General features: G+C 67.5%; 21 protein-coding genes. 15 read left to right on the forward strand and 6 right to left on the reverse strand.

Going from position 1 to position 26707, the window contains the following annotated elements; all coding sequences use genetic code 11:
• Positions 1 to 30: 30 nt before the first annotated feature.
• A complete protein-coding gene (locus OG474_RS37160) occupies positions 31 to 588 on the forward strand; it encodes a DinB family protein (protein WP_405058326.1) in 558 nt (185 codons plus the stop codon).
• Position 589: 1 nt separating this feature from the next.
• Here the strand turns inward: OG474_RS37160 and OG474_RS37165 are convergent, their stop codons facing one another.
• On the reverse strand, positions 590 to 3118 hold the full coding sequence (locus tag OG474_RS37165) for a phosphocholine-specific phospholipase C (protein WP_405058327.1): 2529 nt from the start codon (positions 3116 to 3118) through the stop codon (positions 590 to 592).
• Between the two features lie 563 nt (positions 3119 to 3681).
• Between OG474_RS37165 and OG474_RS37170 the strand changes: the two genes are divergently transcribed.
• The 5 genes from OG474_RS37170 to OG474_RS37190 are packed head-to-tail and all read left to right on the forward strand — an operon-like array spanning position 3682 to position 7595.
• Entirely contained in the window at positions 3682 to 4803 is a 1122-nt protein-coding gene (locus tag OG474_RS37170; protein WP_405058328.1) for a CaiB/BaiF CoA transferase family protein, read from the forward strand.
• 29 nt (positions 4804 to 4832) lie between these two features.
• Complete coding sequence (locus OG474_RS37175) at positions 4833 to 5975, forward strand: acyl-CoA dehydrogenase family protein (RefSeq protein ID WP_405058329.1); 1143 nt, start codon at positions 4833 to 4835, stop codon at positions 5973 to 5975.
• 49 nt (positions 5976 to 6024) lie between these two features.
• Positions 6025 to 6621, forward strand: coding sequence for a sulfite oxidase-like oxidoreductase (locus OG474_RS37180; RefSeq protein WP_405058330.1), 597 nt, complete (start codon positions 6025 to 6027; stop codon positions 6619 to 6621).
• Positions 6591 to 7331: a ferredoxin reductase gene (locus OG474_RS37185; protein WP_405058331.1), complete on the forward strand. Its 741-nt coding sequence runs from the start codon at positions 6591 to 6593 to the stop codon at positions 7329 to 7331. The genes OG474_RS37180 and OG474_RS37185 overlap by 31 nt, the downstream gene beginning before the upstream one ends.
• 3 nt (positions 7332 to 7334) lie before the next feature.
• On the forward strand, positions 7335 to 7595 hold the full coding sequence (locus OG474_RS37190; RefSeq protein WP_405058332.1) for a DUF6510 family protein: 261 nt from the start codon (positions 7335 to 7337) through the stop codon (positions 7593 to 7595).
• On the opposite strand, the gene OG474_RS37195 is transcribed toward OG474_RS37190, so the two are convergent.
• The 3 genes from OG474_RS37195 to OG474_RS37205 all read right to left on the reverse strand — a co-directional run bounded on the left by OG474_RS37195 (position 7571) and on the right by OG474_RS37205 (position 12964).
• Positions 7571 to 8683: an alpha/beta hydrolase family protein gene (locus tag OG474_RS37195; protein ID WP_405058333.1), complete on the reverse strand. Its 1113-nt coding sequence runs from the start codon at positions 8681 to 8683 to the stop codon at positions 7571 to 7573. The genes OG474_RS37190 and OG474_RS37195 overlap by 25 nt on opposite strands.
• Positions 8684 to 8783: 100 nt before the next feature.
• The gene (locus OG474_RS37200; RefSeq protein ID WP_405058334.1) at positions 8784 to 12125 is read right to left on the reverse strand and encodes an SNF2-related protein; all 3342 of its coding nucleotides are present in this window, start codon (positions 12123 to 12125) and stop codon (positions 8784 to 8786) included.
• Between the two features lie 77 nt (positions 12126 to 12202).
• Complete coding sequence (locus OG474_RS37205) at positions 12203 to 12964, reverse strand: MerR family transcriptional regulator (protein ID WP_405058335.1); 762 nt, start codon at positions 12962 to 12964, stop codon at positions 12203 to 12205.
• Between the two features lie 85 nt (positions 12965 to 13049).
• Here OG474_RS37205 and OG474_RS37210 point away from each other — a divergent pair, with 85 nt between their 5' ends.
• The gene (locus OG474_RS37210) at positions 13050 to 14267 is read left to right on the forward strand and encodes an acetyl-CoA C-acetyltransferase (RefSeq protein WP_405058336.1); all 1218 of its coding nucleotides are present in this window, start codon (positions 13050 to 13052) and stop codon (positions 14265 to 14267) included.
• Between the two features lie 37 nt (positions 14268 to 14304).
• Here OG474_RS37210 and OG474_RS37215 read toward each other — a convergent pair whose 3' ends face one another.
• Positions 14305 to 15501, reverse strand: coding sequence for an RNA-guided endonuclease InsQ/TnpB family protein (locus OG474_RS37215; protein WP_405058337.1), 1197 nt, complete (start codon positions 15499 to 15501; stop codon positions 14305 to 14307).
• A 104-nt stretch (positions 15502 to 15605) separates the two neighbouring features.
• On the opposite strand from OG474_RS37215, the gene OG474_RS37220 reads away from it, so the two are divergent.
• The 5 genes from OG474_RS37220 to aac(3) all read left to right on the forward strand — a co-directional run bounded on the left by OG474_RS37220 (position 15606) and on the right by aac(3) (position 22085).
• Entirely contained in the window at positions 15606 to 17741 is a 2136-nt protein-coding gene (locus OG474_RS37220; RefSeq protein WP_405058338.1) for a 3-hydroxyacyl-CoA dehydrogenase NAD-binding domain-containing protein, read from the forward strand.
• Positions 17742 to 18005: 264 nt separating this feature from the next.
• Positions 18006 to 19289, forward strand: a complete 1284-nt coding sequence (locus tag OG474_RS37225) for an ABC transporter substrate-binding protein (RefSeq protein WP_405058339.1) — start codon at positions 18006 to 18008, stop codon at positions 19287 to 19289.
• Complete coding sequence (locus tag OG474_RS37230) at positions 19286 to 20254, forward strand: carbohydrate ABC transporter permease (RefSeq protein WP_405058340.1); 969 nt, start codon at positions 19286 to 19288, stop codon at positions 20252 to 20254. Before OG474_RS37225 ends, OG474_RS37230 begins: the two co-directional genes overlap by 4 nt.
• Positions 20254 to 21129, forward strand: coding sequence for a carbohydrate ABC transporter permease (locus tag OG474_RS37235; protein ID WP_405058341.1), 876 nt, complete (start codon positions 20254 to 20256; stop codon positions 21127 to 21129). The genes OG474_RS37230 and OG474_RS37235 overlap by 1 nt, the downstream gene beginning before the upstream one ends.
• A 131-nt stretch (positions 21130 to 21260) precedes the next feature.
• Positions 21261 to 22085: an aminoglycoside 3-N-acetyltransferase gene (gene aac(3) / locus OG474_RS37240; RefSeq protein WP_405064654.1), complete on the forward strand. Its 825-nt coding sequence runs from the start codon at positions 21261 to 21263 to the stop codon at positions 22083 to 22085.
• Here aac(3) and OG474_RS37245 read toward each other — a convergent pair.
• Positions 22057 to 22587 carry a YbhB/YbcL family Raf kinase inhibitor-like protein gene (locus tag OG474_RS37245; protein ID WP_405058342.1) on the reverse strand — a complete coding sequence of 177 codons (531 nt, stop codon included), beginning with the start codon at positions 22585 to 22587 and terminating at the stop codon, positions 22057 to 22059. The genes aac(3) and OG474_RS37245 overlap by 29 nt on opposite strands.
• Before the next feature lie 135 nt (positions 22588 to 22722).
• Between OG474_RS37245 and cobT the strand changes: the two genes are divergently transcribed.
• The 3 genes from cobT to OG474_RS37260 all read left to right on the forward strand — a co-directional run bounded on the left by cobT (position 22723) and on the right by OG474_RS37260 (position 26698).
• A complete protein-coding gene (gene cobT / locus OG474_RS37250; protein WP_405058343.1) occupies positions 22723 to 23763 on the forward strand; it encodes a nicotinate-nucleotide--dimethylbenzimidazole phosphoribosyltransferase in 1041 nt (346 codons plus the stop codon).
• Complete coding sequence (gene cobA, locus OG474_RS37255; protein WP_405058344.1) at positions 23760 to 24977, forward strand: uroporphyrinogen-III C-methyltransferase; 1218 nt, start codon at positions 23760 to 23762, stop codon at positions 24975 to 24977. The genes cobT and cobA overlap by 4 nt, the downstream gene beginning before the upstream one ends.
• A gap of 917 nt (positions 24978 to 25894) precedes the next feature.
• Entirely contained in the window at positions 25895 to 26698 is an 804-nt protein-coding gene (locus tag OG474_RS37260; protein ID WP_405058345.1) for a TrmH family RNA methyltransferase, read from the forward strand.
• Positions 26699 to 26707 lie beyond the last annotated feature (9 nt).

The following is a 26707-nucleotide window of genomic DNA, read 5'->3' on the forward strand; positions in this document are numbered from 1 at the left end:
TTGTCCGGGGGCTCGGTTAGCGTGCTGGGTATGAAGACGGTGTTGCATGACTATCTGCGGAGTACGCGGGCGTTGTTGCTGGCGAAGGTGGAGGGGGTGAGTGAGTACGACCGGCGGCGGCCGTTGGTGCCGTCGGGGACGAACTTGCTGGGGTTGGTGAAGCACCTGGCGGGGATCGAGTACGTGTATCTCGGGACGAGTGTCGGGCGGCCGCCGGCTGAGCAGTTGCCGTGGGAGGCGGACTTTTCGGTGTGGGACGGGGCGGACATGTGGACGCAGCCGAGTGAGAGCACCGAGTACATCACCGGGCTTTACCGGGCGGCCTGTGCACACAGCGATGAGTCGATTGCGCGGTTCGAGCTGGATGCGCCGGCCGAGGTTCCGCATTGGGCGGAGGACAAGCGGCGGACGACGTTCGGCGCGTTGCTGGTTCGGGTGGTCGACGAGACCGCGCATCACGCGGGTCACGCCGACATCATCCGGGAGTTGATCGACGGCCAGGGTGGCTCCGACGCCGGCCTGCTGGACGAGGCCGGCTGGTCGGAGTACTACACCACCATTCAGCGGGCGGCCGAGACGTTCAAATAGCTCACCAGCCCAGCGGCGTGATCTCGGCGGCGCTTGTCCACGGGCCTCGGTTGCCGGCCTCACTCAGTGCGCGCAAGCGGATGTAGCGGGCGGTCGTTGGCCAGCAGCGGACGGTCTTGGCGGCAGCGGTGTCGGCGAACCGTCCGGTCGCGTGTGCCGTGCCCCAGTTGGTGCCGTCGGTGCTGAGATACACCTCGTACTGGCCGATGCGCCCGTTGGCGTTGCCGTCCTGCCGCGGCAGGTAGGTCAACCCCGTGACGGTACGCGCGGTGCCCAGATCGAGCTGGATCTCGTGCGGCAGGGGAGCGGCCGGATCACTCCAGCGCGAGTGCCAGTACGTCGCCGAGTTGCCGTCCACTACTGCAGAAGCGGGCTCGGAGCCCTCCTGGCTGTCGAAGCTCCGGACCGAAGCGCCGAGCCGGCCGGATGCCATCACCGGATCGCTGATTCCGCCGGTGCCCTTCTCGAGTCGACCGGCGAACCGGCGGCTGAAGCCGTCGGTGGTGTCGGCAGTCGCGGTCAGGTCGTACCAGCCGTCCGCACCGTTCGCCGTACTCCACCAGTCTTCAACCGATGCGCCTGCCCCGACGCTGTATGTCCAAGGACCGCCGGCCCGGTTGTTGGTCTGGATCGTGATCACACAGGCCTTGGCCCCGGAGTTCGTCATCTTCAGCCAGACCAGGCTGTCGGCCGGCGCGTATCGCAGGGTGACCTCGGGGTTGGCGTTCCCGTTGCTGGTCGCCGTGGTCCGGTTGCCGACGAAGCGGCGTACAAAGCCATTCGGTCCCACGACCGACAGATCGTAGGCCCCACTCGGCGTACCGGCCTGCCAGTAGTCGGAAACGTTGCTCCCGGCACCGACTGTGTAGCGCCACGGTCCATCGGTGCGGAAGGCGTTCGCATAGACATAGAAGTGCGCACCCGCGGCGCCGGTGTTGCTGAAGTCGATCCAGAAGTTGTCCGCGGCAACTCGACCGGAGGCGGTGAGCGTGTAGGGCAGCGGCCGCGACGTACGCGCTCCGGCTTCCTGCTGAGGCAGTGCCTGGTTGGCAGGCGGCGCCGGGTACGTCGTCTCCCAGCCAGGCGTCGGGGGAGTCGAGGGCAGCGACGGGTAGCTGGGGTTCGGCGTCGTCAGATCGAGCGCGGAGGTGAGGTCACCACAGACCGCGCGCCGCCACGGCGAGATATTTGGCTCGGCGATCCCGGACCATTTCTCCAGGAACTGCAGGGCTGAGGTGTGGTCGAAGACCTGCGAGCAGACGTTGCCGCCGCGGCTCCACGGCGACACGACGAGCATCGGAACCCTGTTCCCGAGACCGATCGGCTCCCCGTTCACCATTTCGTCGGCGATCCCGGGCGTCGACTGTCCCTGGTCCGCGTTCACCGGCGGAACCGGCGGCGGCACATGGTCGAAGAACCCGTCGTTCTCGTCGTACGTGATGAGCACGAGCGTCTTGTTCCACACCGACGGGTTCGACGCGAGTTTGTCGAGGATCTCCTTGGTGAAGTTGGCGCCCTCGGCCGGACCCCAGGCGGGGTGCTCGCACTTCGGCTCCGGAGCCACGATCCACGACACCGCAGGCAGTCGCCCCGCGGCGACATCGGCGCCGAAGGCGGGCACGAGCTGGTCGGCGGCGACCCGCGCCAGGCCGCGATCGTAGAGCCGGCGCTCGGCCGCGGTCAGCGTGGCGACGCCATCCGCGAGCTGCTGCAGGAGAGTCGCCCGCTGCGAAGCGTTCCCCGGCCGGACACCTTGGTCGTAGAAGAACTCGAGCTTCTGGTACGACGTCCTGGCGAGCGCCTTCCGCCCGATGTCGAGGAACTTCTTGAAGTAGTCCAGGGAGTTGTCCCCGTAGTTGTCCCACTCCTGGTAGACCTTCCAGGTCTTGTTCGCCGCCTCGAGCCGTTCGGCGTACGTCGTCCACGTGTAGCCGGTGTGGCCCGGGTTCTGCCAGGAGTCGTTGCCGATCGCGCGATTCGACGTACCGGGTTCATATCCGAGCATGCCGGTGAACAGGTAGAACCGGTTCGGATTGGTGGGCCCGAGTTCGGAGCAGTGGTAGGCGTCGCAGAGTGTGAACGCGTCCGCGAGGGCGTAGTAGAACGGCAGCTCGGAACGCAGATGCGTCGCCATCGAGTACTTCGTCTTCTGCGGAATCCATTGATCGTTGCGACCGCCGTTCCAGGCGCCGTGGCTCGAGCCCCAGTCGTGCGGAGTCCCGGTCATGTACTGACTCGCCACCGGATAAGGCAGCACATAGCTGCTGCCGCTCGGCTGATGAAACACCGACCGGCCGGTCGGCAGCGTTCTGGCGAGCGGATCGTTGAACCCGCGCACCCCGCGCAGCGTGCCGAAGTAGTGATCGAAGGAACGGTTCTCCTGCATCAGGATCACCACGTGCTCGATCATCTCCAGCCCGCCGGTCGGGGCGGGGGCAGCGAGGGCCTGCTGCAGGCTCGCGGGCAGCGCGGCGAACACACCCGCGGTCAGGCCGGCGGTCTTGAGGAAGTCTCTCCGGTCCAGCGTCATCGTTTCACCTGTTCTGTCGGGGCGGCGGCAGGGAACGGTCGGTAACGGTGTAAACGGCGGCACTGGCCCGGTCAAGATCCGGGACGGATTGTTGCCCGGATAGCCATCTTGCTCTGGACACAGCCTGGTCTTCCCGCTAGGGGCGGTGCTAGCGTCGCAGGTGAGCGCCCCAGACCCCGGCGACAGTCCGACGTCGAGCAGGTCCAGGGGTGCTTTGATGACCATCTCCGCGGTGCGCCGATGCGCTCTCGCGCGCCTGCAGGTTCTTCCCGTCCAGGATTGTGGGCCGAGGCACCCCTTCGCTGCGTGCCGCCGCCGATCCGGCGGCGGCCCGGCACCTCGGCTCCCGGTCGTTCGGGCGCCTCGGCGGAGCTCATCCCTCCGCCGATGCTGCTGTGGACGCTGTTCGGCACCTCCACTGCTGAACAGCGCCGGCCACCGGATTCCCCCCGTCGTCCGCAGGGCCCGAACCTGCCGGCGGCACCTCACCCGTTGCTGTGCCGACTGATCGGCCGCGTCCGATGACTTGACGACTGTGACAGTGGAACTGTCACAATGGTGGCATGGGACCCCTGGAAGGCGTGAAGGTCGTCGAGCTGGCCGGTCTCGGCCCGGCGCCGTTCGCCTGCATGATGCTGGCCGAGCTCGGCGCCGACGTGCTCCGGATCGAGCGGCCGGGCGGTGGGCTGGCGATGGGTCCGCCCGAGCTGGAGCTCGTCAACCGCGGTCGCCGCAGCGTCGCGCTCGACCTGAAGAACCCGGCCGCGATCGACGTCGTACGGTGCCTGGTCGCGGAGGCCGACGTACTGGTCGAGGGGTTTCGGCCGGGGGTCGCGGAGCGGCTCGGGGTCGGGCCGGAGGATTGCGCGGCGATCAACCCGCGGCTGGTCTACGGCCGGATGACCGGCTGGGGCCAGGACGGGCCGCTGGCGCAGTCGGCCGGGCACGACATCGACTACCTGGCGCTGTCCGGTGCGCTGCATCTGATCGGCCGGGCCGGGGGACCGCCGCAGGTTCCGGCGAACGTGCTCGGTGACTTCGCGGGCGGCTCGCTCTATCTGGTCGTCGGCGTACTGGCTGCGCTGCACAACGCGCAGCGGACTGGCGAGGGGCAGGTGGTCGACGCCGCGATCGTGGACGGTTCCGCGCACCTGACGACCATGCTGCTCGGCGCGCTCGCCGGCGGATCCTGGAAGCAGGACCGGGGGACGAATCTGCTCGACACCGGGGCGCCGTTCTATGACGTGTACGAGACGGCCGACGGCAAGCATGTCGCGGTCGGTGCGATCGAGCCGCAGTTCTATGCCGAGCTGATCGACAAGCTCGGGATCGAGGCGCCGGACCGGTACGACCCGGCCAACTGGCCCGAGCTGCACAAGGTGCTGGCCGAGACCTTCCGGCAGCGGCCGCAGGCCGAGTGGACCGAGCTCTTCGACGGCTCCGACGCATGCGTTGCCCCGGTCCTCCCGCTCGCCGGGGACCACCCGCATCTGGAAGCCCGCGGCACCTTCGTCGACAAGGACGGCGTCCGCCAGGCCGCGCCCGCACCGCGCTTCTCCCGTACGCCGACCTCGCTCGACCGGCCGCCCGCCCGGGCAGGTCAGCACACCCGCGAGGCCTTGGCCGACTGGGGCATCACCGACATCGACGGTCTGCTTCAGGCCGGCGCCGCCCATCAGAATTAAGCACCGCCAGGACTGAAGGGAAACCGCCCGTGGAACGTCAGCTCTTCGACGCCGATCACGATGCCTTCCGGGAGACCGTCCGGGCCTTCTGTGACAAGGAGATCGTCCCGCATCACGCCAGCTGGGAGGAGGCGGGGATCGTGCCGCGGGAGCTGTGGACCGCGGCTGGTGAGACCGGTCTGCTCGGCTTCATGGTCCCGGAGGAGTACGGCGGCGGCGGGGTGCGCGACTTCCGGTTCAACGCGGTCCTGCTCGAGGAGACCGCCCGGGCTCATGCCAGCGGGGTCGGGTTCTCGCTGCACACCGACATCGTTTCGGCGTACCTGCTCGACTATGCCAACGACGAGCAGAAGGCTCGCTGGCTGCCCGGCTTCAGCTCGGGCGAGACCATCACCGGGATCGCGATGAGCGAGCCCGGCGCGGGCAGCGACCTGCAGGGCATCCAGACCACCGCCCGCCGCGACGGCGACCACTACGTGCTGAACGGCCAGAAGACGTTCATCTCCAACGGCATCCTCGCCGACCTGGTGATCGTGGTCGCCAAGACCGATCCGGACGCCGGCGCCCAGGGCATCTCGCTGATCGTCGTCGAGCGCGGGATGCCCGGATTCGAACGCGGCCGCAACCTGGACAAGATCGGCCTGAAGGCGCAGGACACCGCCGAACTCTTCTTCGACGACGTCCGCGTCCCGGTCGCCAACCTGCTCGGCGAAGAGGGCCAGGGCTTCGTCTACCTGATGCAGAAGCTCCCCCAGGAGCGCCTCGCGATCGCCGTCATCGCCGTCGCCGCCTGCGAGAACGTCCTCGACGAAACCCTGCGCTACGTCAAGGAACGCACCGCCTTCGGCCGCCCGATCGGCTCCTTCCAGAACAGCCGCTTCGTGCTCGCCGAACTCGCCACCGAGATCCAGATCGCCCGCGTCTTCGTCGACCGCTGCATCACCGAACTCAACGCCGGCACCCTCACCGTCGCCGAGGCCGCGATGGCCAAGTGGTGGACCACCGAACTCCAGAAGAAGGTCGTCGACCGCTGCCTCCAGCTCTACGGCGGCTACGGCTTCATGACCGAATACCCGATCGCCAAGGCCTACCTCGACACCCGCGTCCAGACCATCTACGGCGGCACCACCGAAATCATGAAGGAAATCATCGGCAGAACAATGGGCATCTGAGAGACGGAGATGGTTGACTGCCCTCAGGTATTCCTGAGGGAGGTCAGCCATGGGGATCGTGTCGCCGGGGTTCACCGGTCGTCGGCGGAGTGGGACGGAGCTTCCGCCGGGGCAGTATCTGACGCATGACTTTCCGGTGCTGTCGGCCGGGCCGACGCCGCAGGTGCGGACGGAGCACTGGGAATTCACCGTGACCACGGAGTCCGGCGAGAAGCACAAGTGGGACTGGGCTTCGCTGTTGGCGCTGCCGTCCGAGGAGATCACCAAGGACATCCACTGCGTGACGCGGTGGTCGAAGCTGCAGACCGAATGGCAGGGAGTTTCGCTCGACACGCTGCTCGCCGATGTCGAGACGTCGGCCGATTTCGCGCTCGTCAGCAGCTACGGCGGCTACACGACCAATCTGCCGCTCGATGATCTGCTTGACGGTCAGGCCTGGATCGCCTACGAGTACGACGGTGAGCCGATCGATCCCGAGCACGGCGGCCCGGCGCGGCTGCTGGTGCCGCATCTGTACTTCTGGAAGAGCGCCAAGTGGGTCCGCGGCCTGCAGCTGTCCGACAGCGAGGACCTCGGTTTCTGGGAGACGGCCGGCTATCACGAGTACGGAGACCCATGGAAAGAACAGCGATACGCCGGCGACTGAGCTGGCAGGTCGGCACTGTCACCGAGGTACGCCGGGAGACGGACACGGCCCGCACGATCGTGCTCGACGTTCCGGACTGGCCCGGTCACCTGGCTGGGCAGCACCTCGATGTCCGGCTCACCGCGGACGACGGCTACCGCGCGTCCCGGTCCTACTCGATCGCGTCGGCCTGGACCGGTACGACGATTGAGCTGACCGTCGAGGAGGTTCCGGACGGCGAAGTCTCGCCGTACCTGGTGGACGTGTTGAAGCCCGGCGACCCGCTGGAGCTGCGCGGCCCGGTCGGCGGTTGGTTCGTCTGGAAGCCCGAGCAGGAGGGGCCCGTGCAACTCATCGGTGGCGGCTCCGGCGTCGTGCCGCTGCGAGCGATGCTGCAGGCGCACACCGACAGTACGACGCCTGTGCGGCTCCTGTACTCCGTCCGCCGCCCGACCTCGGTGATCTACGTGGACGACCTCAAGCAGCTCGCCGCGGATGACAACATCCACGTCAGCCTCGTCTACACCCGGGAAGCACCGGCGGGGGAGGCGAGAGTCGGCCGGATCGATGCCGATGTGATCGAGCGGCTCGCGTTCACCCCGGCCGACGCGCCGACGACGTACGTCTGCGGCCCGACCCCGTTCGTGGAGACCGTGGCCGACCTTTTGGTTGCCGCCGGCCACGATCCTGCCCGCATCAGAACCGAACGCTTCGGACCGACAGGAGGCTGAGTGATGACCGACTACCTGGACGGCAACGCCGCCGCCGGCGCACTGAGCGAGGTGTTCGCGGTCGATGTGACGGCCGCGATCACCCGTTGCGACGGCTGTGGCCAGACCGGCGTCTTCGCCGACACCCGCCTCTACCTGAACGCACCGGGCATGGTGGCCCGGTGCGCGGGCTGTGACCACGTGCTCCTGCGCGTGGTCACCACACCCACCGAGACGTACGTCGACCTGCGCGGCCTGACCTACCTCCGGCTGCCCACGCCCTGATCCACCTTCACGTCGACCGCGAACGGCCGCACGGCACCCGTCAGCAACGGCATCCCGCTGCGGTCGTTCAGCAGGTAGCGCCGGAAGAACGCCGACGTGTACGCCGTCGCGACCGAACGCTGCTGCGGTTCGGTCATCCGCGGCCCCTCGCAGTCCGCGGGCGCGTCGTCGTACGCGCCGATCTGACCGCTCGACGGTGACCACTGGGTGTTGAAGAAGTCGTGATTGGCGCCGCGCACGGTCCACTCGTAGAGCGGCTGCTTGTTGTTGGCCTGCAGGTAGTCGTAGACGTTGCCGCGGACCGCGCCGTCACAGGTGCCGATGAAGGCGCCGACCGGAATGTTCGTGATCCGGTAGGCGTCGAGTTCGGGGTTGTTCGGGTCGTCGTCAGGGGAGTAGGGCTCGGCAGCGGCCAGCGGGACGACCGCCTTGATCCGGACACCGGCCGGCCAGTTCTTCTGGTTCTGATCGGCGGCGTAGGCCAGCGTGCCGCGACCACCGCGCGAGTGTCCCATCAGGCCGACGTTCGTCAGATCGACGTGGCCCTTGAAGCTCACCGGGAGCTTCCCGGCCAGCGGTCCGCCGCCGGTGCTCGACAGTTGCTGCCACATCTTCAGGTGCTGGTTGATCAGGGCGGCTCGGGCCTGGTCCTGCTCCTGGCCCATCCGGGCCTTCGACCCGTTCGCGCTGATCGAGATCACGATCATGCCCTGTGCGGCGAGCGTCGTACCGAGGTAGTCGTAGCCGCGGTAGTTCGGAATCTCCGGCGTGCCTTTCGCGCACGGCCAGGCGTCCAGCTTCACCCAGTCCTGGTCCTTCCACGCCTGCTTGTCCGCACAACTGATCCATAGCCCGTGCGAGATCAGTACGACGGGGTAGCGGTGCCCGGCGAGGTCCTTCGGGTAGTGCACGACGGCCGTGAGCTCGCCCTTGGCGGGCGTCCCGTCGGCTGCTGGTGGGAGCTCGAACACCGAGTCCCCCAGGGAATAGGTGGCGATACCGACCTGGTGCGTCGTGGATGCGGTTGCTGTGGGCAACCAGACCACGGAGAGCAGGAGGGCGGCTGCTGCGATCAGGATCTTCTTCACCGAAGCTCGACGCGCGGGCAGCCGATCCGGTTGTCACAGGCAGCGATCTCCGTGCGGCCCTCGCACCTCCGGCTGCCCACACCCTGATCCGGGCCGCGGATCAGCTGAACAGCCCTCGGATGTCGTCGGCATTCAGCCCGGCGCCGAAGGCGTTGCCCTCATCCATCACGCTGGCGAACAGGGCTGCCTTGCGCTCCTTCAGCTCCATCACCTTCTGCTCGATGGTGTCCTTGGCGATCAAGCGGTAGACCATCACCGTCCGCTGCTGCCCGATCCGGTGGATCCGGTCGATCGCCTGCGCTTCGGTCGCCGGATTCCACCAAGGATCGAGCAGGAAGCAGTAGTCGGCTTCGGTCAGGTTCAGCCCGACCCCACCGGCCTTGAGACTGATCAGGAACAGTGGGGCCTCGCCGTCCTTGAACTTCTGCAGTACGGCCGGCCGGTTGCGGGTGCTCCCGTCGAGATAGCAGTACTCGATGCCGTCCGCATCCAGTCGCTGCCGCACCAGGTCCAGGAACCCTGTGAACTGACTGAAGACCACTGCGCGGTGCCCGCTGCCGATGATGTCGGGGAGCTGGCCCAGCAGCGCCTCGATCTTCGCGCTGGGCAGGCTGCTGTGGGTCTCGTCGACCAGCCCGGCGTGCAGGCTCAGCTGCCGCAGGAGGGTGAGCGACCGGAAGATCGTGAACCGGTTCTTGTCGAGGTCGCCGACCAGTCCGAGGATCTTCTGTCGTTCGCGCTGCAGGTGGGTCTGGTAGAGCTTGCGGTGCCGCGGCTGAAGCTCCACCTCGATCACCTGTTGCTGCTTGGCGGGGAGATCGGCTGCCACCTGCTCCTTGGTCCGGCGCATCACCAGCGGCTTGATCCGTCGGCGCAGCTGGGCCAGCCGGTCGGAAGCACCCTGCTTCTCGATCGGGCGGGCGTAGTACTCGGCGAAGCGGGTCGGGCTGGGGAAGAGACCAGGTGCGGTGATCGACAGCAGCGACCACAGCTCCATCAAGTTGTTCTCCATCGGCGTGCCGGTGATGGCCAGCTTGAACGGTGTCGGCAGGCGTCGGCAGGCCTGGTAGAGCTTGGACTGATGGTTCTTGGCGAACTGCGCTTCGTCCAGGATCAGCCCTGACCACGATCGATCCGCATAGGCGTCGATATCGAGACGAAGCAGCGTGTAGGAGGTCACCACGGCGTCGGCATCGCCGATCGCCTCGGCGAGCGTCTGGCCGCGGCGACGCAGTGTGTCGGCGATCGGCACGACCTTCAGGCCGGGCGCGAACCGGGCGGCTTCGGACGGCCAGTTCGACACGACGCTGGTGGGGGCGACGATCAGGAACGGAGCAGGAGCGGTTTCGGTCGCCTTGACGTGGGCGATCAAGGCCAGCGTTTGCAGAGTTTTGCCGAGTCCCATGTCGTCGGCCAGAATGCCTCCCAGACCGAACTGCCACAGGAACGCCAGCCAGCGGAATCCGTCGAGCTGATAGGGCCGCAGCGAGGCTTGGATCGTGGCGGGCAGCTCTGTGCGGACGGCCGGGTCGACGGATCGCAGTGCGGTCAACTGCTGTTTCCAGGCCTTCGCCTGGCGGCCGACCACGCCGAGCGCCTCCAGCTCGTCCCACAGACTGACCTGGAACCGGCTGATCTTCAGGTTGCCGCTGGGGGAGTCCTGGAGTGCTTTGGCCTCCTCGACCAGGGCCCGCAGCGTCTGTAGCTCCGGCTTGTCCAGGCTGAAGTAGGCGCCACTGAGGAGGAGAAGGTAGGACTGTCCGGCGGTCAGGGCACGGAGGACGTCGACAAAGGGGATCTTCTGCCCCTCGACCGTGATCGAGATCCCGAGGTCGAACCAGTCCGTCTCACCGGCCGGCGCCGAGGTCGAGACACCGATGGTCAACGAATCGCCTGCTTCGCGATAGTCGACCGGCGCGCCGGTCACCACCACGTCCACCTCTGGCTGCGCGGCCAGACGGGGCAGCACCTCGGTGCTGAACTGCAAGGTCTCGAGCCCCCGGAGGGTGGAGTCGGAGCGTAGCTCCTCGGGCAGGTCGAGATCGGTTAGGATCTCGAGCTCCTTGGCCGGATCACGGTAGAGGTCGCTCTCCGACGGGCCCGATCCCAGCGGCAGGCGGATGTGCGCGTCGTCGACCTGATAGAGCCAGCTCCAGCTGAGATCCAGTACATGGAAGTCGCCGTACCCGGCCTGCAGACTGAGCTGCGGGCCGGAGATCGCCGGCGGCGAGAACGATCCGTCCGACGAAACGACCGCTGCCACCTTCCGAAGGTGCGGGTAGTACTCCGCGCGGAAGCGGGCGGTCTCGGTCGACGGGATCCGCACGCTCTGCCCGGCCAGCACAGTCTGCTGGAGTCCTGGCGGCACCGATCGGGAAAGCCTGGCCAACCGGAATCGCACCTCGGCCGGATCCTGCGCGGCCGCGAGCTCGGTCCGGTCGGCCCAGATCAGCCCGTGCCCCTCGACGCCGATGAATGCGATGGGTACCAGATCTCGCGCCGGACCATCTCCATCAGACGCGACCCGAATGACCGGTCGCACCACCAGCGAGCCGTCCGAGGCGTCCTGCGTGACGTCCAGACTGAACTCGGCGTCGTCGTACGGGTCGAGGTCGCCCTGGCGTTTCTTGCTGTAGACCAACCGCACACCGACCGACAGGGCCTGGTCCAGGAGCGTCCAGAGCTGTCGGCTGTTGAAGTCGGACAGGGCGATGAGCTTGTCATCGCTGTAGTAGCTGAAGTCAGCTCTGCGCGAGTTGTAGGAGGCATAGAGCTCCCGGAGCACCTGCGCATGCACAGCGATCAGCTCGCCGTAGGAGTTGCTCAGCCTGCCCCAGCTCAGGTTTCCCCGCACCCAGCCGGTCCGGCCCGCCTTCACCACGCGTCCCATCAGCTGCGGTCGAGCTGATGTCGACCGCTCCGCGCCGTACGGCGAAGGTCTCGTTGACAAGGTCAGCTCGATCGCGAGCGGCGCTGCGTGGCCGGGGTCGTTCGCCGCGGCCTTCGCACCGAGGATCAGGCCGAGGGAATCCTCCCAGGTCGGTGGCCGTACCACTACTGCCGGTCGAGCGGGCTTCCGCGCAGGCGTCGGTTGGAGACTTGGCAAGGACGGCTGTGAGACGGCGGGTGCCACTGCGGCGGACGCGATCGCCTCCAGAACCAATGCGGCGGCATGTTTGCAGTCGAACATGACCGGGCAGCTGCAATCGCCTTGGACGTACTCCGCGCGACCATAGCCAGGAGACGAGAGCTGGACAGTCGTCTCGTAGAACTCTTCCAGCCGCCCACGCACCCGACCGTGAAGCACACTCCCCTCGGAGTCCCACCACATCGACCTGACCGCTCGGCTTCGGGCGTAGTCCAGCCCTTTGGAGTAGGTCGTCGCACCGACGGCTCTCTTCACCTCGGCAGGACTCAGATCACGCACACTCACCGACTTCATGCGCGCACGCTATCCGCCGGTCCCGACAGATTCGGCAGAAAACCCTTCGCGGGCCCTACCGAAATTCTGCGAACTTCCTAGCGCTTGCCGCGCTTGCTCTGGGTACGGCGGATCGTCTCGCGCTGGGTCTCGCCGACTGCGCGCTCGTACGCGATCACGAGCCCCTGGATGGTGACCGGCTTGAAGCGTTCGACGAGCTGCTGGATGTGCTCCGGCGCGCCGCCCGAATCCCGGTAGTGCGGCCAGACCATGGTCCGGAACACCTCGGTCAGCTCCTCGGCGATCGCCCGTCCGTGGTCGGCGAAGACCCGGGTCACCGCGAGCACCGCGTCGACGGGTAGATCCAGGTCGAGCAGCTCGGCGCCGAGCCCGAGATGGGCGGTCGCGACGTGGAAGACGTCTTCGTCCGGGGTCGGCTCGACCACACCCAGCGCGACCAACGCGACGATGTCGTCATCGCTCAGTTCACGGCCGGTACGTCGTACCAGCGCGGCCCGATCGAGAGTCTCGGGCAGATCGCGCATCCACGGCGTCAGCAGCGTGCGGTGCAGCGCGATGTCCTCCGGCGTCGCATCCGCCGGGATCCGCTCCAGATAGCCCTCGATCGCGGACAGGGTGAAGCCGTGCGCCTGCAGCTCCCGGACGAGATCGAGCCGCGCGATGTGCTCGGCGCCGTAGTACCCGACCCGGCCGCGGCGGATCGGCGGCGGGATCAGGCCGCGCCCGGCGTAGAACCGCAGCGTGCGGACGGTCATCCCCACCCGCGTCGACAGTTCGTCGACCGTGAGCGTGGCGTCGTCCGGACCCTCCGGCTTGCCGGTCGTGGACACAGTAGGCATGGCGGAGATCATAAACCGGGCCCCTTGACGACCGTGACACCAACACTGTCACAATGCGAGGGACGACTCGACCGACGGGAACATCATGAGTGAAGCCTTCCTGTACGACGCGATCCGCACACCGCGGGGTAAGGGCAAGCCGACCGGCGCCCTGCACGAGGTGAAACCGATCCAGCTGATCACCGGGCTGCTGGAGGAGTACCGGACCCGGAACCCGCAGCTCGATCCGGCCGTGATCGACGACGTGGTGCTCGGCGTGGTGACTCCGATCGGCGACCAGGGCATGGACATCGCCCGGACCGCCGTGCTGATGGCCGGCTACCCGAACACGACCGGTGGCGTCCAGCTCAACCGGTTCTGCGCCTCCGGTCTGGAGGCCGTCAACCAGGCCGCGCAGCGGATCCGCTCCGGCTGGGAGGACCTGATCCTGGCCGGCGGCGTCGAGTCGATGTCCCGGGTGAAGATGGGCTCGGACGGCGGTGCCTGGGCGATGGACCCGGAGACCGCGCTGGCCACCGGCTTCATCCCGCAGGGCATCAGCGCCGACCTGATCGCGACCATGGACGGCTTCTCCAGGACCGACGTCGACGCGTACGCCGCCGAGTCGCACGCGCGGGCGGCCAAGGCCTGGGCGAACGGCTACTTCGCGCGATCCGTCGTACCGGTGGTTGACCGCAACGGCCTGCAGATCCTCGATCACGACGAGCTGGTCCGGCCGGGTACGACGGTGGAGACGCTGGCCGGTCTGCCCGCGTCGTTCGCGGCGATCGGTGAGCACGGTGGCTTCGACGCGGTCGCGCTGGAGGAGTACGTGCGCGTCGAGCGGATCGAGCACGTCCACCACGCCGGCAACTCGTCCGGCATCGTCGACGGCGCTGCCCTGGTGGCGGTCGGCAGTGAGAAGGCCGGCGAGGCGCTTGGCCAGGCTCCGCGCGGCCGTGTGGTGTCCGTGGGCGTGAGCGGCGCGGACCCGACGATCATGCTGACCGGTCCGGCACCTGCTGCCCGGAAGGCGTTGGCCAAGGCCGGGCTCGAGGCGTCCGACATCGACCTGTACGAGATGAACGAGGCGTTCGCCGCGGCTGTCCTGCACTTCATGAACGACCTCGGCGTACCGCACGAGAAGGTGAACGTGAACGGCGGCGCGATCGCGCTCGGGCACCCGCTCGGCGCCACCGGCGCGATGCAGATCGGAACCCTGCTGGACGAGCTGGAGCGGCGCGAGCTCCGCTACGGCCTGGCCACCCTGTGCGTCGGCGGCGGCATGGGCGTCGCGACGATCATCGAAAGGCTTGCGGCTTGACGTCCTCCCCACACCCATGGTGTGAGGATTCCAAAGACTACCCGGAGGCAGCGCGTTGAGGTTCACGCTTCGGTGGGACCCGTGGGGGCACCCCTCGGCGTGCACTGACAGCCCGTCCGGCTGCGATATTCACTGCCGCGTTGACGTCCGCGTTCGCCTGGTATCCGCAGGCTGCGCACCGGAAGACCGCTTGGCTCTCGCGGTTGTCCGGTGCGCGATGCCCGCAGACGCTACAGGTCTGCGACGTGTACGCGGGGTTGACCTTCTCGACCCGCCCAGGGGCTTTCTGCTCAAGTCGACCAACCAGAGCGGCCCAAGCGTTGGCGAGGATACCGCGATTGAGTCCGGCCTTGGCGCGTCGACGGTTCGGCAGGTACCTACCTGGTCTTTCGGGGTCAGGCTTCGGCCGAGGTCGCCTCGTCATCTGGGCAACACGCAGGTCTTCCACTCGGATGACGTCGAATCGCTGCGCGAGGTCTGTGCTGCACTTCTCGATCCAGTCCTTGCGGCGATCCGCCGCCCGGGCGTGAAGTTTCGCGAGGGCAGTTCTTACTCGCCCATGCCGATTCGAACCGCGGCGGCAGCGCCTCAGCCGGCGTTCCAAGCGGATGAGTCGTTCGTGCTCGCGGTGAGAGAAGCGCGGGCACGACAGAAGCTCGCCGGTCGACAATGCGGCAGAGACAGCAATTCCGCGGTCCACGCCTACCACCTCGCCCGATCCCGGCGCAGGGATTGGTTGTGGCACGGCGGCGAACGCAAGATGCCAGCGGCCCGCCCGATCACGGGTGATTCTGTACGACTTCGCGTCGGGAATGGCGCGGGACAGCCGGAATCTCACCCAGCCGACCTTCGGCACCAGTGCCTGTGCCCACTTGCGGCTCAGCCTTACGATCCGAGACGCTTGAGCACCGACGATCCGAAAGCCCTCGTTCAGCCCGGCTTTGCGCCAAGTCGGCCGCCGGTGGGTGCCGGAGTAGTAGTTTCTGGCTGCCTGGTTGAAGTCCCGCAGGGCCTGTTGCTGCACGGTCTGGGCTCCCGCACGGAGCCAGGCGGACGCGGCTCGTGCTTCAGTCAACTGGCGAGCCTGCTCGCAATACCCGGGTGTCGGGCCCTTGTCACGAGACCACATCGACCACTGCTCAATTGCCAGATTCCATACATAGCGGGCCTGCCTGCACTGCTCCAGCAACGCGACCTCCTGCGGAGGAGCTGGATACAGCCGGAACCGAGACATGTCAGAGATCCAATCAGACGGGACCGACAGTCCCCGATCCGCGAAGGGGGGAAGTCGCGGTACCTCCCTGCTCAGCTTGGCGGGACGCCTCCGCGACCAATCCGATGATCGAGTGGAAGAACGATGACGGCGTCGTCACGCTGACGATGAACGACCCGGATGCGTCGGCGAACACGATGAACGACGCGTACGTCGCCGCGATGGGGGCCACGGTCGAGCGGCTGCAAGCCTCGCGCGAGACGCTCAAGGGCGTCATCGTGACCAGCGCGAAGTCGACGTTCTTCGCCGGTGGCAACCTCGAGGTGCTGTCGCAGATCCAGCCTGAGAACGCGCAGCAGGTCTTCGAGATGATCGAGGAGATCAAGCGGCAGCTCCGGGTGCTCGAGACGCTCGGCGTCCCGGTCGTTGCCGCGATCAACGGTACGGCGCTCGGCGGCGGGCTGGAGATCGCGCTCGCCACGCACCACCGCATCGTTGCCGATGACAACCGGATCGAGCTCGGCGTACCGGAGGTGACGCTCGGTCTGCTGCCGGGTGGTGGCGGCATCACGCGAACGGTCCGGATGCTCGGGCTGCAGGACGCGTTGATGAAGGTGCTGCTGCAGGGGCAGCGGATGAAGCCCGCGCACGCGCTATCGGTCGGCATCATCGACGAGATCGTGCCGGCCGACCAGTTGCTGGCGACGGCGTACAAGTGGATCGAAGAGTACGACGGGGATGCCAAGCAGCCGTGGGACCGCGACGGGTACAAGATCGCGGGCGGTACGCCGTCCTCGCCGAAGCTGGCCGCGTTCCTGCCGGCCTTCCCGGCGAACCTGCGCAAGCAGCTGAAGGGTGCGCCGTACCCGGCGCCGCGGGCGATCATGAGCGCCGCGATCGAGGGCGCGCAGGTCGACTTCGCCACCGCGTCCCGGATCGAGTCGCGGTACTTCGTCTCGCTCGCGACCGGCCAGATCTCGAAGAACATGATCAAGGCGTTCTTCTTCGACCTGCAGGCGATCAACGCCGGAGCCTCGCGGCCGGACGGCGTACCGGCGTACAAGGCGCGCAAGGTCGGCGTGCTCGGCGCGGGCATGATGGGCGCCGGGATCGCGTACGAGTGCGCGAAGGCGGGGATGGAGGTCGTGCTCAAGGACGTCTCGCTGGAGGCGGCCGAGAAGGGCAAGGCCTACTCCGAGAAGCTGCTGGCCAAGCAACTGCAGAAGGGCCGGACCACCGTGGCGAAGGTCGAGGAGTTCCTGAGCCGGATCACGCCCAGCGCAGACCCGAACGACTTGGCCGGGGCCGACCTGGTGATCGAGGCGGTCTTCGAGAGCGAGGAGCTCAAGCAGAAGGTCTTCGCCGAGATCGCCGGTGTGATCGAGCCCGACGCGCTGCTCTGCTCGAACACGTCGACGCTGCCGATCACCTCGCTCGCCGACGGCATCGACCGGCCGGACGACTTCGTCGGGATGCACTTCTTCTCGCCGGTCGACCGGATGCCCGCGGTCGAGCTGATCGTGGGGGAGAAGACATCCGACCGGACCCTGGCCAAGGCGTACGACGTCGTCCGGCAGATCAAGAAGACGCCGATCGTGGTCAACGACAGCCGTGGCTTCTTCACCTCGCGCGTCTTCGGCACGCTGGTGATGGAGGGTGCCGCGATGGTCGGCGAGGGCGTCGATCCGGTGATGATCGAGCGCGCCGCGTCGCTGGCCGGCTTCCCGGCGCCGCCGCTGGCGATGATCGACGAGGTCACGCTGACGCTGCCGCAGAAGATCCGCGACGCGGCCCGCGCGGCCGGCGGCAGCGCGGGTGCCTTCGACGACCACGCCGGGATGGCGGTCACCGATCGGATGGTCAACGAGTTCGACCGGCGCGGCAAGGCGGCCGGCGCCGGCTTCTACGACTACCCGGCCGATGGGCCGAAGCGGTTGTGGCCCGGTCTGCGTGAGCACTTCACCGGTACGTCGGACGCCACTGTGGTCGACCTCCAGGACCGGTTCACGTTCATCATGTCGCTGGAGACGATGCGCTGCCTCGACGAGGGCGTACTGCGTTCGGTGGCGGACGCGAACATCGGTTCCATCTTCGGAATCGGGTTCCCGCCGCTGCTCGGGGGTGCGCTCCAGGCGATCAACTCGTACGGCGTACCGGAGTTCGTTGAAAGAGCAACGGAATTGGCCGCGAAGTACGGCGAGCGTTTTGCGCCAACGGAGTCGTTGATCCGGTTGGCGGCGGACGGGAAAACGCTTAACTGATCACGGGTCGGTACCGTACGCGCAACATTCCACACAATCGAACACAGAACAGCGCGCCCGGTCTTGCGCCGGGCGCGCTTTTGGTTCAGTGTGCCTGGTAATTCTTCAACGATTCACCTAGTAACGTTCCCTGGGTGGAGGCTGTTGCGATGTTCGATTTAGTTGTACTGTGTGCGAAATCGGAGATGCTTAACCCCGTTAAGTAACTCGGAACTCACTGAGCGCCTCTACCCCTGCGGCGCTGCTCTTCGGGAGGTGGAATTCATGCCTGCTCATGTTCCGAACGCCGGTCTGAACCGGCGGGATCTGCTCAAGCGGGCCGGTGGACTGGCCGCGATCGCGGCCTTCGCCGCGTCCTGCGGCGGAAACACCGGCCGGCCGTCGACCGGAGGTGGTGGCGGCGGGGCGAAGGTCAATCTCTCGCAGTGGTACCACCAGTACGGCGAGAACGGGACCAAGGAGGCGGCGCTCAAGTACGCCAAGGCCTACACCGACGCAGGAGTCGCGGTGGAGTGGACGCCGGGCGACTACGCCAGCAAGCTCGCTTCCGGCCTGCTGTCGAACAAGGGCCCGGACATCTTCGAGAGCCAGCTGAACCTCAGCATGGTGAAGAGCAACCAGGTCGTTGCCCTCGACGACATCCTCGCCGACGTCAAGGACGACTTCAGCCCTGCCGACCTCGCGACCAACACGGTCGACGGCAAGGTCTACGGCATCCGGATGATCGTCGACCCGCAGGTGATCTACTACCGCAAGTCGCTGCTCGACAAGGCCGGCATCAAGCCGCCGGAGACGATCGACGACCTGATCGCCGCCGCCAAGGGGCTGACGACCGACAAGGTCAAGGGCATCTTCGTCGGCAACGACGGCGGCCTCGCGCTCGGTGCACCGGCGCTCTGGTCGTCCGGCGGCGACCGCCTGACGACCGATCACAAGGCGGGCTTCGCCAACGAGCGCGCGGCCAAGGCGTTCGGCAAGCTGCACGAGCTGTACGCGAGCAAGAGCGTGCTGCTCGGTGCGCCGACCGACTGGACCGACCCGGGCGCGCTGGTCCAGGGGCTGGTGGCGATGCAGTGGATCGGCATGTGGGCACTGCCGGGACTGCAGAAGGCACTCGGCGACGACCTCGGCGTCATCCCGTTCCCGAAGCTCGATGCCGAGGGCAAGCAGGCGGTCTACTCCGGCGGCTGGACGCAGTTCGTCAACGCGAAGAGCGCGAACGTCGACGCGGCGAAGAAGTTCGTCAAGTGGCTGTGGATCGACCAGCAGGAGTTCCAGGAGGACTGGTGCCTGAACTACGGCTTCCACATCCCGCCGCGCAAGTCGCTGGCCGCGAAGGCCGCCAAGCTGCAGAGCGGCGTCGCCGCCGAGACGGTCCGGCTGACCGGCGAGTTCGGGCACACCGATGATCCCGCCTGGACCCCGAAGATGAACACCGCGTTCAACGACATGCTCACCAACATCATCCGGAAGGGATCGGACCCGGCAGGGGAGATCTCCAAGGCCGAGAAGACGGTGAACGACGAGCTGTCGCGGCTGTTCGGATGAGCCGCAGTTCGACCGACGTCCGTCGTACCGAGCCCGCCGTGTCTGGTAAGCGGCGGGACCGGGGACGGCGTCAGAAGGGTATCGCCGGCAGCACGCTGTCGTTCTGGCTGTTCGTCGGCCCGTTCGTGCTCGGCCTGCTGGTCTTCTCGTACCTGCCGATCATCTGGAGCCTGGTCCTCAGCTTCTTCGACGCGTACAACACGGTCACGCCATCGAAGTTCGTCGGTCTGCAGAACTACATCGACATGCTGACCGACCACAACTTCCTCTCGAGTCTCGGCACGTTCACGATCTTCGCGATCTTCATCGTGCCGCTGACCTTCGTGATGTCGCTGGCGCTCGCGCTGCTGGTCAACCAGGTGAAGGTCGCGAAGGCCTTCTTCCGCTCGGTGTTCTTCCTGCCGACGGCCTGCTCGTACGTCGTCGCGTCGCTGATCTGGAAGTTGTCGATCTTCAACGGCGTCCGGTTCGGTCTGGCCAACACCGTGCTCGGCTGGTTCGGTATCGACAACATCGCCTGGCTGTCCACGCTGGATCCGCCGTGGTACTGGATTCCGATCATCACGGTGCGGCTCTGGCTGCAGCTCGGCTTCTACATGATCCTGTTCATCGCGGGCCTGCAGCGGATCAACCCGTCGCTGTACGAGGCGGCGTACGTGGACGGAGCCAAGCCCGGGTGGCAGGTGTTCCGCTACATCACGCTCCCGCAGCTGCGCGCCACCTCGGTGTCGGTGCTGCTGCTGAACCTGATCGCGGCGTACCAGGCGTTCGACGAGTTCTACAACCTGCTCGGCAGCGCGCAGAACTTCGCGCGGCCGCCGCTGATGTACCTGTACAGCATCTCGCTCGGTTCGATCCAGGACCTCGGCCACGGTTCGGCCGGCGCCCTGCTGCTGGCCGTGATCATCATGATCGTCACCCTGCTGCAGACCCGGATCTTCGGCTTCGGAAAGGCTGGCGACTGATGGCCACCGCGGAACGCACCACCGGAACTCTGGAGCCGATCGGCTTCAAGCGGAGCCCGATCGCGCTGGTACTGCGCTGGATCGCGCTGCTGATCGCGGTCGTGTTGTTCGTGCTGCCGTTCTACCTGATCCTGCGCAACGCACTGTCGACGGAAGCCGACATCACCGCGCCGGACTGGCAGCTGTTCCCCAAGGACATCCAATGGGGCAACATCGGTGAGCTGTTCAACGACAACCAGGTGCCGATGGCGCGGGCGATGTACAACTCGGCCGTCGTCGGAATCCTTGGCACCGGCGGCCAGCTGCTGCTGGCCTCGATGGCGGGCTACGGCCTGGCGCGGATCCCGTACAAGCACGCCGACAAGATCTTCTACGCCATCGTGGCGACCTTGATGATCCCCGGCGCGGTCACCTTCATCCCGAGCTTCATCGTGGTCTCGTCGCTCGGCTGGGTCAGCACCCTGCGCGGCCTGATCATCCCGACGCTGTTCAGTGGATTCGCGGCCTTCCTCTTCCGACAGTATTTTCTGAATTTTCCCAAGGAACTCGAAGAAGCGGCCCGCGTCGACGGAGCCGGCTATTTCGGCGTCTTCTGGCGCATCGTCGTACCGAACTCACTGCCCTTCTTCGCTGCCATCGCCGCCATCACCTTCATCGGCAACTGGAACTCCTTCCTCTGGCCCTTGGTGATCGGTCAGGACTCGTCGTCCTGGACCATCCAAGTCGCGATGTCCACCTTCGTCACCGCCCAAACCATCAACATCCACGAACTGTTCATGGCGGTGGCAGTCTCGATCCTGCCGCTCGTCCTGATCTTCGCCTTCCTCCAGCGCTACCTGATCCAAGGTGTCACCCAATCCGGCATCAAGGACTAGTCGGTACGGACCTATAGAGGTCGACCGCCGGCCCCAGCGGCACGCTCAGCTGGGGTGCGGGCGGCCGAAATTGCCTCGCCACCTCATGTCCTTGGCGACAGGATGGCGGGATGGCGTTTCCTACGGCGGCGATGTTGGGCGATCCGGAGTTCCAGCCACTGACGCGGAGCGGGATCGCGCGGGGCGTGCGGGAGTTGGGCGTGCGTGCGGGCGACGTGTTGATGGTGCACGCGCGGCTGTCGGCGCTCGGGTGGGTGGTCGGCGGGATCGACACCGTGCTGCTTGCGCTCCGGGACGCCCTCGGACCTGACGGAACTTTGGTGGCTTTCTGTGGCTGGGACGACAGTCCGTACCACCTGAAGTTCTGGCCGGAGGCGTGGCGGCGGGCGTACGACGAGATGCCGGCGTTCGATCCGGCGGTGTCGTCGGCTCGACGCGACTTCGGGCGATTCCCGGAGCGGGTCCGAACCTGGCCGGGTGCGTTACGCAGTTCGCATCCCGAGGTGAGTTTCGCTGCGCTCGGACCGCGGGCGCCCGAGTTGATCACTGATGCGGACGACCCGTGGGGACCCGACGGGACGCTCGGCCGGCTGCTCGAGCTCGACGGCCGCGTGCTGCTGCTCGGCGCGCCACTGAAGACGCTGACCGTGTGCCACCACGCGGAAGCGATCGCCGAGGTCGAGGGCAAGCGCTACCACGAATACCGCATGCCGACCCTCAGCGGGTGGCGGGATTACCGCACCATCGACACCTTCTACGGCTCACTCCCGTACGGCGAGCACGGCATCACGCACGAGGTCGCCGTACTGGCTGATCAGGCTGTCCGCGCAGGTGCAGGCACGCAAGGCTCGGTCGGCCCGGCCGAAAGCTGGCTGTTCGAGGCCCGCGCCACGGTGGCCGCGGGCGTCGAGTGGATCGAGCGGACGTTTACTCCGCGGTCTGGTACGTCGGCGTGAGGATGGCGCGGGCCAGCGTGTGGAAGGCCAGGTTGAACGACACGACGGCGGGAGTGGCCTCGTCGTCGACGTCGAGGGCTTCGACGTCGATCGCGTGCACGACGAAGTAGTAGCGGTGGTTCTGGTCGCCCGCGGGGGGAGCGGCGCCACCGAAGTTCTTGGTGCCGAAGTCGTTGCGGACGTGGAACGCGCCGTTGGCGAGGCGGTCGGTGGCGCCGGCGCCGGTCTCCAGCTCGGTGACGTCGGCGGGGAGGTTGACCAGGACCCAGTGCCAGAAGCCGGACACGATCGGGGCGTCGGGGTCGAAGCAGGTGACGACGAAGCCCTTGGTCTCGGCCGGGAAGCCGGACCAGCTGAGCTGCGGCGACGTGTTGCCCGCGGCAAACACCTGGGCGTCGGGAAGCTTCTCACCCTCGGTCACGTCGGTGCTGGTGAGAGTGAAGCTGCCCACCTCGGGGAGCAGCTTGTACGGGTCCGGTGTGACAGGACGATCGAGCGACATCTGGGGTCCTCCGCGATCTGCGACGTGTGGTGAATCCGACATTACTGTCCACCGGATCGCATGCCGTCCGAGGGGAGCCGCCTGAGGATGCGAAGATCGATGCACGAGTGGGCATCGAACAGTGGAGGGCAAGCGGTGGAGGAGTACCTGGCGCGGATCGCGCCCGCGGACGAGGTGGCGATGCGGGCGGCTGCGGAGCGTCAAGGGCAGCTCACGAAGCCGCCGGGCTCGCTGGGCGTGCTCGAGGATCTGTCGGTCCGAGTCGCCGGTATGACGGGAGTCTGCCCGCCCGCGGTGCCGACACCGGCTGTCGTGACGGTGTTCGCGGCCGATCACGGCGTCCATGCGCAGGGTGTGTCCCCGTGGCCGCAGGAGGTGACCGCGGGCATGCTGGCGAACTTCGTCGCCGGTGGCGCCGCGGTGAACGCCTTCGCCGCCAACAACCGGGTCGATGTCCGGGTTGTCGATGTGGGGGTGGCCGCGCCGATCGACGAGCTCGACGTCGTGCACGCGAAGGTCCGGCCCGGGACCCGCGACCTGTCGGTCGAAGCCGCCCTGACGTACGACGAGGTCTGCGCAGCCATCACCGTCGGCTTCGATCTGGCCGAGACGCTGGTCAAGGACGGGTACCGCTGCCTGCTCACCGGCGACATGGGCATCGCGAACACGACCGCCTCGGCCGCTCTGATCGCCACCTTCACCGGTTCGACCGCCGAGGTGGTGACGGGCCGGGGGACGGGCATCGACGACGCCACCCTCGCGCGCAAGACCGCGATTGTGCAGTCCGCGTTGGCGAAGCACGCCGTACCGGCTTCTGATCCGCTTGGGGCGCTGCAGGCCTTCGGCGGTCTCGAGCATGCGGCACTGGCTGGGTACATCCTCGGCGGTGCCGCCAACCGGGTGCCGGTCATCCTGGACGGCGTGATCGCGGGTGCGGCCGCTCTGGTCGCTCAGGCGCTCGCGCCACACTCGGTCGACTACTGCGTGGCCGGGCATCGTTCGGCCGAGCCGGGGCATGCGGTCGCGCTGAAGACGCTCGGCCTGGTCCCGCTTGTTGACCTGGATCTGCGGCTCGGTGAAGGTACGGGCGCTGTTCTCGCTTACCCGATCCTCGCCTGTGCGGTCCGGGCGCTCGGCGAGATGGCGACCTTCGAGTCCGCGGGGATCGACTCGTGACCGACCAGTACCTCTCCGGCCTCGTCCTCACCGGACGCCGCGTCGTCGTGGTCGGCGGTGGCGGCGTCGCCCAGCGCCGGCTGCCGCGGCTGCTCGAGTCCGGCGCGGTCATCGACGTCATCTCCCCGTCGATCACCCCGACCATCGAAGGCCTGCTCGCCAACCCGTCGCTGACCTGGATCTCGCGCGGCTATCAGTCCGGTGACCTCGCCGATGCCTGGTACGTCGTGGTTGCCACCGATGACGTGGCCGTGAACGACGAGGTGTCCCGCGAGGCCGAGGAACGCCGGATCTTCTGCGTCCGCTCCGACGACCGCTCCCGGGCAACTGCCTGGACCCCGGCCTCCGGTCAGCACGACAACGTCACCATCGGGGTGCTCGGTGGTGGCGATCACCGTCGTTCGGCCGCCGTCCGGGACGCGATCCTGGAAGGCCTCCGCACCGGCGAGCTCGGTGCCCGCGCTGCGGCCGGCAACCGGCCTGGCGTGTACTTGGTCGGCGGGGGACCGGGCGACCCGGACCTGATCACCGTGCGCGGACGGCGGCTGCTGGCCGAGGCTGAGGTGGTCGTCGCCGATCGGCTTGCCCCGCAGCAGTTGCTGGACGAGCTGTCACCCGACGTAGAGCTGTTCGACGCGGCCAAGCTGCCGCGTGGACGAGCTGCTCAGCAGGAGGAGATCAACCGGATCCTGGTCGAACGTGGTCGCGCCGGGAAGGTCGTCGTACGGCTCAAGGGCGGCGATCCGTACGTCTTCGGCCGTGGCTTCGAGGAGGCGCTCGCCTGCGCCGAGGCCGGTGTCCCGTGGACCGTCGTACCGGGAATCACGAGCTCCATCTCGGTCCCGGCCGTCGCCGGTATCCCCGTCACACACCGCGGCGTCACCCACGAGTTCACCGTCGTCTCGGGCCACATCCCGCCGTCCCACCCGGACTCCCTGGTCAACTGGGACGCCCTCGCCCAACTCAGCGGCACCCTGGTTCTCCTGATGGCAGTCGAGAACCTCCCCGCCATCACCGAACGCCTGATCGCCGCCGGCCGCCCCGCCACCACCCCCGCCGCAGCCATCGCCGACGGCACCCTCCCCAGCCAGCACCGAGTCACCGCCACCCTCGCCACCATTGCCACCACCATGCGCGAAGCCGGCGTAGGCGCCCCCGCCATCGTCGTCATAGGCAACGTAGTCGAGGTGGCCGCCACCGCCCGCCCCACCTAACACCCCCACCCCGCAGATCTCTGCCCGCCCCACCTGACAGAACCCCCGCCCCGTTCCACCGCCGGCCCGCAGGCTCCCGCCCGCCCCTCAGCCGCCGCAAGCCCGCCGGCGCCACGCTCCGCCGCAGCCCCGCCCACCCCAATCGCCCAAGGGGTCTCCCCAAACCAGTTTGGGGAGTTCGGCAGGCTGTTTCGGGTGGGCAGTGCTCCCCGGTCGGGGGGCCGGGGTGTTGCGCTCCCCGAAGCGGTTTGGGGAGTTTGGCGGGCTGTTTCGGGTGGGGAGTGCTCCCCGGTCGAGGGTGTGGGCCGGGGTGTTGCGCTCCCCGAAGCGGTTTGGGGAGTTTGGCGGGCTGTTTCGGGTGGGGAGTGCTCCCCGGTCGAGGGTGTGGGTCGGGGGTGTTGCGCTCCCCGAAGCGGTTTGGGGAGTTTGGCGGGCTGTTTCGGGTAGGGAGTGCTCCCCGGTCGGGGGGTGGTCGGGGGTGTTGCGCTCCCCGAAGCGGTTTGGGGAGTTTGGCGGGCTGTTTCGGGTAGGGAGTGCTCCCCGGTCGGGGGGTGGTCGGGGGTGTTGCGCTCCCCGAAGCGGTTTGGGGAGTTTGGCGGGCTGTTTCGGGTAGGCAGTGCTCCCCTGTCGGGGGGCCGGGGTGCTGAGCTCCCCAAAGCGGTTTGGGGCTGCTCCCTCGTGCACGAGGCCGATCTTTGGGAGCCTGCCGATCGTTTCGGTGCGGAAGCGGTTGGTGGGTGCTCAAGGTGGGGGTTGGTGCACAAAGAGCCGACGGCTGCTCTTTGGGCGCGGGGTGGATCTTTGGGCGCCCACCAGTCACTTTTCTGGCCGGGAAATGGTTGGTGGGTGCTCAAGGTGGGGGTGTGGGGTTGGGAGTGGGGGAGGCGGGGTGGTGGGATGGGTGGGTGACTGGGCGGATGGTTGAGGTTGGTGAGGCGGGGGATCCGCGGTTGGCGGATTATGTGCAGCTGCGGGAGGTGACTCTTCGGCGGTTGCTGGAGGAGGAGCACGGGCTGTTCATTGCCGAGGGCGACAAAGTCATCCGGCGGGCGGCTGAGGGTGGGTTCGAGCCGCGGTCGTTCCTGCTCGCGCCGCGATGGCTCGATTCGCTCGAGGACGTGCTCGCCAAGTGGCCGGAGACTCCGGTTTATGTGGTGTCCGAGGAGCTGGCGGAGCAGGTCACCGGGTTCCACGTGCACCGGGGTGCGCTGGCGTCGTACCGGCGGACGGCGGCTCGACCGCTCGAGGAGTTGTTGACCCCGGCCGTACGGCGGATCGCGATCTTCGACGACATCGTGGATCACACGAATGTGGGGGCCGGGTTCCGGGCGGCGGCTGCGATGGGTGTGGATCTGGTGCTGGTGACGCCGACCTGTGCGGACCCGTTGTACCGGCGGTCGATCAAGGTGTCGATGGGCACGGTCTTCCAGGTGCCGTGGACCCGGCTGGAGGAGTGGCCGGGCGCGCTCACCGTGCTGCGGGAGCAAGGGTTCGTCTCCGCGGCGCTGGCGCTCACCGACGACTCGATCACGCTCGATGAGCTGGCCGCTCGCAAGGACGAGCGGCTCGCGCTGATCTTCGGGACCGAGGGGCACGGCCTGAAGCCGCATGTTCTCGAGCAGGCCGACCTGACGGTGAAGATCCCGATGGCCGGAGGAGTGGACTCGCTGAACGTCGCCAGCTCGGCGGCGGTCACCTTCTACGCGACGCGACCTCAGTAGCCGCCGATC

It is taken from the genome of Kribbella sp. NBC_01505, assembly GCF_045040285.1.
In the GTDB taxonomy this organism is placed as follows: domain Bacteria; phylum Actinomycetota; class Actinomycetes; order Propionibacteriales; family Kribbellaceae; genus Kribbella.